The sequence below is a fragment of the Ercella succinigenes genome (assembly GCF_900002895.1).
Genome location: NZ_CDHP01000056.1, coordinates 76,362 through 84,674 on the forward strand (window position 1 = coordinate 76,362; position 8,313 = coordinate 84,674).

Below are 8,313 nucleotides of genomic sequence, written 5' to 3' on the forward strand. Positions count from 1 at the left end.
AATTAAATAAAAATTAATAGCTACCAAGCAAGGACATCAACAATCCGCCTGTTGCAATTGTCAGTACAATAGCAATACCTATCATGATCAGGTAGAAAATCAAATAAGCTCTGGCAAAACTTTTTCTATTTGCATTTGCATCTCCGAAAGCCCATACCAGAAGAAGAATAAAGCCTACAACCGGTATTAACATCAGAAACATCATCCCCAAAAACTGTCCTGTGCCAAGAGGACTGTTATCAACATTAGCAGCATAACTTTGTGGCTGTTGATAGCTATTATTTACTGGTGGCTGCTGATATTGCGGTTGGGGTTGCGGAGGAGGCGGCGGAGCAGATGAATAAGTCTGCTGAGGTGCTGCCGATCCTAGTGTATTTCCACAGCCATCACAAAAACGAGCATCATCTGGATTATTTTTACCACATGAAGAACAGATCATAACTTTATCCCCCTTTATTTAAGAACGTGGACTACCACATTTCATACAGAAGTTGCCTGTATTTTCATGTCCACAATTACATTTCCATTTATCGGAAATGTTTTTCTGAGCTTCAGTCTCGACAGGCTCAGGTTTAGAATCAGGTTGATTATTAACCGGAGTTTGTATCGGCGGCTGAACAGGCACATTGGACACAGGCGGCTGCTGCGGAGCCTGATATCCCTGTGGTGGCTGTTGCGGCGGAGCCTGGTATCCTCTTGGTGGCTGCTGTTGTGGCGGAGCCTGATATCCCTGTGGTGGCTGATAGCCTTGCCCTGGAGCTCCAGCAGATGGGCCAGGTGCAGGTTTAGCCTTTGGTGTAACAAGTCCTAGTGTTTTATCAGCCAACATTCCCAGGAACGGAAGATTACAGCTTTTTTTGCTAATTATCTGAATTGCAGCAAACAGATAAGCAGCAAAAAGGAGTACAGATAAAATCGTGTTGATATATCCCCAGAAAGAATTGGTCCTGTCCAGAGCTTTGTATGCTTCAATCAGCCTGAAGAACCAGCGGAAAAAGTCAAATACCCAGCCAAGTACAAGTAAAACAACCCTATAACCCAATCTGAGATATAAAGCCTGAAACGACATCTTAGCAAGCGGCTGACTTTTGTCCAGAAAAACTGCATATGCTATGAGCAAAAACAGTAATTCAACATAACCAAAATAGCCAAGCACAACTGCAAGTATGCCTAAAGCAGTTACACTTAGCTTTACCCTGGTTTGATCCATGTAAATAACCCCCTCTAACAAGATAAATATTTTATGTTTCACGTCATTTATTATGGAACATAATCTATACTAATTCTTACTTATCATAAAGGTGATGTCAAGGCAAAAAAGATCAGAAATACAGTACGATCAGGCTAAAATATATTTTTTCAAAGGAAAATAGTCAGAAAACAATAATAATGATAAAAAAGAGTCAATAAAAGTCAATGACAAAATATCATGACATAAGAAAATTATATTTTAAATTTGATCTAAAGAAGAGTTTATGAAAAAATTTCGGTAAAATATTTCTCAATACCATTACCTATTCCCTGAGCCAGATTTTTCTGAAAAGAATCATCCATTAACAACTGCAGATCATTTTTATTACTCATATATGCTAACTCAAGCAAAGTACCTGCCAGGCCGTGTTCACGCAAAACGGCATAATTGCCTTGAAGTACCGGATCACCTGCATTCGTACCACTTATCTGAGGAGCCTTGGTAACAGCACCATCATAAACAAACTGAGCAAGTTTTCTATTTCTCTCATTATCACGATTCCAGTAGACACCATTTCCTGAAGGCTCGGTTTGTTCCAATAAACCTTGTGCCTCTGATTCTTCAACATTAGAATCATGGCAATAATAAGCCTGCATACCATGTAAAGAAGTGTCATAATCATGTGCATTGCAATGCAAAGAAACAAAAATTACATTTTTACAATCCTTCTGCAGATCCAATAGCCTCATCTGTTCCTGACTCATGCCATAGCCACGCATAAAACCAAAGCCTCCACTATCGGGATTATCACTATTTATTTCTATCGGAACCTGAAGCTTATCTATTATGCCTTCAACAAAATCCCGATCACTAACAACATCTATTTGATATGCATTCATATAATCAAGAGACAGCAAACTGGCTCTGGCAACTCTGGCATAAAGCGAATGAAAAGTATCGTCTTCTCTAATGAGATAGCTTTCAATATTTCTTTCCGTTAAATCAGCCTGTAATTTAAGTGCTATTTTCATAACTACATCGGCTTCTTTTACACTTGTTCCATCTGATAATCTGCCCGGCGCTCCGCCATCTATGCCTCCATGTCCCGGATCAATCAGAACAATCGCTCTCTGATTATTCATAAAAGGCTTAATCTGAGAATTAAGAACGAAATCCATTCCATCAGAAGCATATTCGCTTACTTCCGGCGCATTTGAATTTCCTTGTTTATTATCATTTTCATTAATTTTTTCCGACTGATTATCATTGGCGCTGTCTTTATCCTTTTCTGTCTTTTTATCATTTGAGGAAAAAAGATTCATTACGGAGGAAAAAGAATCCTTTACATTATGCTTTTGTGACCATATAAAACCAGCAATCGTAGTAAATATCAAAACAACAGCAATGAATGTAAAAACCCTTCTCACAGCTCTTCGTCTTCTAATTCTTCTACGCCTTTCAGCCGCCTGTTTTCGTTCCATCATAAGTCTGCGTTCAGCTGCCTGATTCGCTCTGACACCACTTCGTTCAGAATAAACAGGTTGTCTGCCTGTTCTGACATAGTCGGGATTAGTGCTTCTATTATAATTGTTAAAATCATTTTGTTTTCTATAACGATCTGGCACTTGCTGTCCTCCTGTTTGTTTCGTTATAAAAATTATACCAAAGGCGCATTAATTGCGATATCAATTATATGACTGCCAAGTAATAGTTTGCTTACAATTGACTTAAAACAAGTAAATATTTGCATACGAAAAAACTGTCCCCCGATTTAATTAATCTCAAGAGACAGTTTACTTAATCTAAAAATTCATAATGATTTTTGGTAATTTAACGTCTGCGCCTTCTGCGGCCTTTGCTTCTGCCACCAAATAAACTGGTAATCTGAGCTATAACCTGTGTTATAACACCTAGTATTCCAGCATATTCCTTGCTTTTGCTAAAAAAAGCAGAAACGTTATCACCAATAGCCTCGGCAGCTCCACCAACAGCCTCAACTCCAGAAGAAACTGTTCCGGTTACAGTTTCAACATCATGTAAAATTACCGGCACCGTTTCACTGATACTTTCTGTAAGAACATTTACATCATCAACCGTACGGTCAAGTTTTTTTATCAAGTCGGGCAGTTGCTCCACAGACTGTGTTACAGGTTCGTCCAGCTCATCAACAAGCTTAGATATCTGTCCAATCGTTCTGATCGCACGTGCAATAAGAATAATCAGAAAAATTAAACAAACCACTGCCGTCAATATAAGTAAACCCAGTAATAACTGCATAATGTCAACTGTTACCACAGTACTTAAGCCAGCAGGCAAATAATTTTCTGAAATCAACATGCTATTACCTCTCATATGATTCTTCATAACCAGAAACCGATTTTATTTCTGGTTTACCAAAGAGCTTTTTGAAATATTATTTCTCCAGCTCTTCCTTTACATCTTTTTTGAGATTTTTAGCATTCTTTTTCACATCTTCTTTGATATTAGAAGCAGTTTCTACAGTTTCTTCAACAGCTTCTTCGACGTCATTTTTCTCTTTATGGAAGCGGCTTTTAACCTCAGCTACTTTTTCTTTTGTAACTTCAGCAGCTTTAGAAGCAGCTTCTCTGGCTTTTTCTGCACCAAGTTCGGCACCCATACGAATATCGGCACGTGTTTCCTTGCCAGATTTAGGAGCAAACAGCAAACCTGCTATAGCACCTGCAAGTGCACCAATACCTATTCCTGCAGCAACATTCTTACGAGCGCGGCGTTTGCTTTTTCCATTCAAAGTGTCTCTGATTTCATTAAACATGGATAAATCCTCCTTTTGATCTATTATTGTCTTCGTCACTATCGGATTCATCTTAAGCAAAACAGTCAATAACTGTTCGCTTATTAGGAAATAATGATCCTTCCAATATATTATACCATAGCACTGATTTAATATAATGTAAAAAACAAAAGTTACAGTAGTTCTGTCAACTCATATTCTGCCGGCAGATATCCTTGTTCGGATGCGTTCTTATACCATGAAATAGCTTTGCTGATATTTGCGATACAACCTATTCCTAATTCATAACAAATAGCTACAGCATACTGAGACTGCATCAAGCCAAGATCAGCGGCATGTAAAAAACTTTTGAAAGCTTCAATTTCATCAGTTTTTACGGCATAGCCCTTAAGATAGCATATTCCCCGGGCATAGTATCCTTCCGGCTTATTTAACCTGCAAAGCGATTCTGCAGTCTGCATATAGTCCTTAAAACGTTCAAGTCTCAGATAATAAGGCAACATATCAATTAATCTTTTTACTTCTTCACGAGTTGCAACCTGCAAAGATGGTCTGCTGTTTTTGAAACCATAGATTCTGCAAAAAAGAGTTTCCCAGCTTTTTATAAGCCAACCGGCATATTGCCAGGCAAGGCCATAGTCTTCATGCAAATCAGATTCAAATTTTCTTATGTCTATGGTTGCTGCAGCTTTATGTTTTTTCATTACACGAAGGAGCTCATATGCTATTCCTGACTGCACAGAAACAAGCAGACAATGTATTATTTTCTTTTCATGCGGCAAAATATCAGAAAGAGCATTTCGCAAAGTAAAAGGACGCAGCCATAGACTTTCGCCAAAATCCTGCCAAAGCAGATACATTTTATCTACTATTTCTTCAAGACAATTGTCATTCATTTTCAGGCCTCTATTGTTATTACAGACTGTCCGTTCAGTTTTATCTCATTACCAGCCATAATAGGTACAGCTCTGCCGGGAGCAACCTCCATTTCCTGAGCACCGCTTGCAGGTTTGAATTTCCAGACAGTATCTGTCAGATTACAAAGCCCCCATATTTTAGGATTTTGAGGATTACGTATAACTTCAGCCACTATATTATCAATATCACTTTCCTGACAATATGGTTCAATTTCGCTTTGACGGATTTTTGTATCAGCAGCTACAAGAATTGTCTGTAATCCGGAAGAAGTCTTAACTACAAATCTAGGAGGAGTATCAAATTTACGTTTGCAATACCAGCATTGAATCTGTTTGCTCCCATGCTGCCAGAAATTTTCTGCACGGTCATGCGGACAGCGTGCAATCTGATTTTCAAGCTGGCGAAAAGCATACAACCATTCTCCCTCAGTAACTCTTCTGTCAGGTTGTTTTATTCCAGTAGTAAAAGATCTGATGAAAAGATCTTTTATCACCTGAGGGCAGGCATCCCAGAATTTTAAAGGCGTTTGATATTCTGGATCAGCAGGTAATCTGTTACTGCTGTTTTGAGGATCGAAAATAAAAACAGGTTTTTCGCCATAGATCATTTTTTTAGCTGGAATATCCCATACGCGAATATTATATTCAAGCATTCCATGCATTGGATGATGCCAAATCCAAAAATAGAATAATAATATCGCCAGAGAATAAAGATCTGTTCCTGTTGAAGGTGCTTTTTTACCAATAATAACCTCTGGAGCCATAAATTCCATAGTTCCCAGAATTCTGGATCCTGACTGCTGGTTTATACCAATATTGTCATTATCTATAATTAAAACTTCTCCACTGGCAGGATTAAAAAGGAAATTACCCATTGATATATCTCTATAGCAATATCCTGATAAATGCAGTTGTCTATAAGCCTGAGCCAGCTGCCATGATATGCGGCAACGTTGTTTCATCCCTGGAGAGGGTCTTAATCTTGCCCAGATTTGTCCTAATTCAGCATATGATTTCAAATCTACAACCGGCATTATATAACCAAAAGAAGCATCTCCTGCTTTGAGCACAATATCCTGCGGCCAGACAAATCTTTTCCCAGCTTCGCCTTTAGGTGGTCCCATTCGGATCAGTCGGGCAATCATTTCTTTTTGCTCTTTGGTGGCATTTTGCTTATGATACCATTTAACAGCCCATACTTTACCGCCGCACTTAGCCTGAAAAACAGCGCCTTGTCCGCCCTCTCCCAGTCTGGCAGTTATTCTGTACTGCTGTCTGCTCAGTTGCCCGGTTATAACATCATCAAGGTTTAGCATATCTACTCCTTTTTTTAGGGTCAGACTGCCAGAAAAGTGCAAGAGAAATATCATCCCCGCTGCCATTTGCAGATACACGGTCAAGAAAACCAGGAATGACTTCTACAGTTCTGGCAAAATCATAATTGTTTATATTATTTATCAGGCTACACAAAAAATCTTCAAAAGCCTTATCACCGGAAAACCCGTTTGACAGACCATCTGTACTAAGACTTATCAGACAAGGCTCATGCAATGTCCAACGGCAAAAGCGCCATAGTCTGATCGAATCTGTCGAGATGAGGGAATGTGTTTCGTTGGCAATCAGATTTTCTGCCGCAGGAATAGGTCTGCCGACAAGGCCATTTTGTTGAGTGACTGTCATATCACCATCACCAATCTGTCCACCAATCAAGCAATCATCGAAAGCCAGGGCAAACAGCAAGGTGGTTCCGTACCTTTTATACAAAGAAGCAGAAGGACGGTTAAATACCATTTTGTCATCAGGAAAATTATCAACATAATGCTTTTGAACAGACTGTCTCCACTGTCTGGTCAGTCTATGTGCAAAATCATGACGGATGGCATCGTACAATAATGACGAAGAAGTATTAAAGCGCCGGCAAAAAGACCTAAGACAGCAAAGAGCAGTCTTAACTGCCAGTTCTGCACCATATTGACTCAGGTCATACCTTTCATCACCATGGCCATCTGCCACAGCAAGTATTGTAACCTGCCCCTGGGGCAACCTGCCACGCCAGACCGAGGCAGCATCCTGACAAGGTCTGTTTTCACGAATATGTGCAGAACCGGTTCTAACCGATACAAAAGTATTATCCGGTATCCCTTTTCCTGACAAATTCTTTCCATATCTACTGGAAAACTTTTCTGGAATATCAGCTGCCATATAATCAGAATACTTCGTTGGCATCATCTATCTGTAAACTGACAGGTGCACTTGCAAGAATTACATTGCGGGCACCTTCATCATTTTCCAGATCATCTTCATCGGCATTGTAAAAAGTTTTTGATTGTGATGAACTAACTGATGCCGTAACACTGGCCCACTTAATATACTCAACCAGTTTTCCTGGAGTATCAGCTTTTAGAACTCCTACCTCAGGATGGTTGGTAAAACGCAGCAAAGCTTGCTCATCATATTCACTGCCATCTCCTATTGCAATAACAAGACGTACTGCTTTTTTGCCCCAAGGAGCATGATCAAGCTTTCTGATAGCCTTCTCATACTTTTCTTCAGGTTCCGTACAAAATCCGTCAGAAAGCAAAACGCATACAGGAGGGAAACCACGCCTGTTCATTCTTTCAATATCAAGCTCCTCCAGCAACAGCTCAATAGCCGATGCTGTAGCTGTATAACCACCGGAAGTAAGATCAGGCCAGATAAAGTTCTCAAGTGTTTCTGGTTCAGGACCAACATGCCAGCCTGCATCAGTTGAAAAGGCAATAGCTCTCATCATTACCTGAACTTCCGGATGTGCCTGCAAAGCCCTTGCTATTTCAGGGATAGCCTCACGAATTGCCTGATTCAAGGTAGCAATTTTCTTACCACGCATAGAGCCCGAACAGTCAACCAGCCAGAAAAACTGTAAAGGTCTTTTGGTTATTTCACCTTCAAGCTTCGGACCGTCATTAATAATTTCGTCAGTCATAATTATCCTCCCAGTTAAACTTTTTCTACCACATCAGATGGCAGAACCATCTGCATATAAAGTTCCACCATTATTTATTATCGTACATAAGCAGATAAAACTTAAAAATAAAATACATATTCAGCGATAAAGTCCGTATACTTGGTGTAAATTGAGAAATAAAAAAGAGCCACGAGCTCGCTTTCGGTATAATAGGTTTTGCGAAACTAACAACTGAAAGGAATGAGATCATGGCTCAAGTACATCTTACACTGGAAGACGAAATTCTTAAAGACCTTATGCTTGGAAATCGGGAGAACGGGGTGGCGAAATTACTGGAAAAAGTATTTGATGCGGTGCTGCGAGGACAGGCCAGCGAACAATTGAATGCCGAGCCGTATGAGCGAAGTGATGGACGTGTCAGCTATCGGAATGGCTATCGCGAGCGTACCCTGACAACTAGAGTAGGAACGCTGATTCTTCACGT

General features: G+C 39.8%; 10 protein-coding genes. 1 reads left to right on the top strand and 9 read right to left on the bottom strand.

Annotation, left to right across the window (positions count from 1 at the left end):
- Window positions 1-13 precede the first annotated feature (13 nt).
- The 9 genes from AC0KSB_RS12245 to AC0KSB_RS12285 form a co-directional block, all read right to left on the bottom strand.
- Window positions 14-439 carry a zinc-ribbon domain-containing protein gene (locus tag AC0KSB_RS12245; RefSeq protein ID WP_472309665.1) on the bottom strand — a complete coding sequence of 142 codons (426 nt, stop codon included), beginning with the start codon at window positions 437-439 and terminating at the stop codon, window positions 14-16.
- Between the two features lie 18 nt (window positions 440-457).
- A complete protein-coding gene (locus AC0KSB_RS12250; protein ID WP_472309667.1) occupies window positions 458-1,210 on the bottom strand; it encodes a hypothetical protein in 753 nt (250 codons plus the stop codon).
- A gap of 263 nt (window positions 1,211-1,473) precedes the next feature.
- Window positions 1,474-2,817, bottom strand: coding sequence for an N-acetylmuramoyl-L-alanine amidase family protein (locus tag AC0KSB_RS12255; protein WP_472309669.1), 1,344 nt, complete (start codon window positions 2,815-2,817; stop codon window positions 1,474-1,476).
- A gap of 205 nt (window positions 2,818-3,022) precedes the next feature.
- Entirely contained in the window at window positions 3,023-3,529 is a 507-nt protein-coding gene (locus AC0KSB_RS12260; protein ID WP_472309671.1) for a hypothetical protein, read from the bottom strand.
- A 76-nt stretch (window positions 3,530-3,605) separates the two neighbouring features.
- The gene (locus tag AC0KSB_RS12265) at window positions 3,606-3,986 is read right to left on the bottom strand and encodes a YtxH domain-containing protein (RefSeq protein WP_472309673.1); all 381 of its coding nucleotides are present in this window, start codon (window positions 3,984-3,986) and stop codon (window positions 3,606-3,608) included.
- Between the two features lie 152 nt (window positions 3,987-4,138).
- Entirely contained in the window at window positions 4,139-4,861 is a 723-nt protein-coding gene (locus AC0KSB_RS12270) for a tetratricopeptide repeat protein (RefSeq protein ID WP_472309675.1), read from the bottom strand.
- Between the two features lie 2 nt (window positions 4,862-4,863).
- On the bottom strand, window positions 4,864-6,198 hold the full coding sequence (locus tag AC0KSB_RS12275) for a protein kinase domain-containing protein (protein WP_472309677.1): 1,335 nt from the start codon (window positions 6,196-6,198) through the stop codon (window positions 4,864-4,866).
- Window positions 6,185-7,108 (bottom strand): PP2C family serine/threonine-protein phosphatase, encoded by a 924-nt coding sequence (locus tag AC0KSB_RS12280; RefSeq protein WP_472309679.1) that lies wholly within the window; start codon window positions 7,106-7,108, stop codon window positions 6,185-6,187. Before AC0KSB_RS12280 ends, AC0KSB_RS12275 begins: the two co-directional genes overlap by 14 nt.
- Window positions 7,089-7,847 (bottom strand): vWA domain-containing protein, encoded by a 759-nt coding sequence (locus AC0KSB_RS12285; protein ID WP_472309681.1) that lies wholly within the window; start codon window positions 7,845-7,847, stop codon window positions 7,089-7,091. The genes AC0KSB_RS12280 and AC0KSB_RS12285 overlap by 20 nt, the downstream gene beginning before the upstream one ends.
- Before the next feature lie 230 nt (window positions 7,848-8,077).
- Here AC0KSB_RS12285 and AC0KSB_RS12290 point away from each other — a divergent pair.
- Window positions 8,078-8,313: transposase (locus AC0KSB_RS12290; RefSeq protein WP_472309683.1), on the top strand; the 236-nt coding region annotated here is incomplete at its 3' end.

Excerpts from the sequence above, each read along its gene's own strand:
- AC0KSB_RS12250 (WP_472309667.1), bottom strand. The coding sequence starts at position 1,210 with ATGGATCAAACCAGGGTAAAGCTAAGTGTAACTGCTTTAGGCATACTT.
- AC0KSB_RS12245 (WP_472309665.1), bottom strand. The coding sequence starts at position 439 with ATGATCTGTTCTTCATGTGGTAAAAATAATCCAGATGATGCTCGTTTT.
- AC0KSB_RS12285 (WP_472309681.1), bottom strand. The coding sequence starts at position 7,847 with ATGACTGACGAAATTATTAATGACGGTCCGAAGCTTGAAGGTGAAATA.
- AC0KSB_RS12280 (WP_472309679.1), bottom strand. The coding sequence starts at position 7,108 with ATGCCAACGAAGTATTCTGATTATATGGCAGCTGATATTCCAGAAAAG.
- AC0KSB_RS12270 (WP_472309675.1), bottom strand. The coding sequence starts at position 4,861 with ATGAATGACAATTGTCTTGAAGAAATAGTAGATAAAATGTATCTGCTT.
- AC0KSB_RS12260 (WP_472309671.1), bottom strand. The coding sequence starts at position 3,529 with ATGTTGATTTCAGAAAATTATTTGCCTGCTGGCTTAAGTACTGTGGTA.
- AC0KSB_RS12265 (WP_472309673.1), bottom strand. The coding sequence starts at position 3,986 with ATGTTTAATGAAATCAGAGACACTTTGAATGGAAAAAGCAAACGCCGC.
- AC0KSB_RS12275 (WP_472309677.1), bottom strand. The coding sequence starts at position 6,198 with ATGCTAAACCTTGATGATGTTATAACCGGGCAACTGAGCAGACAGCAG.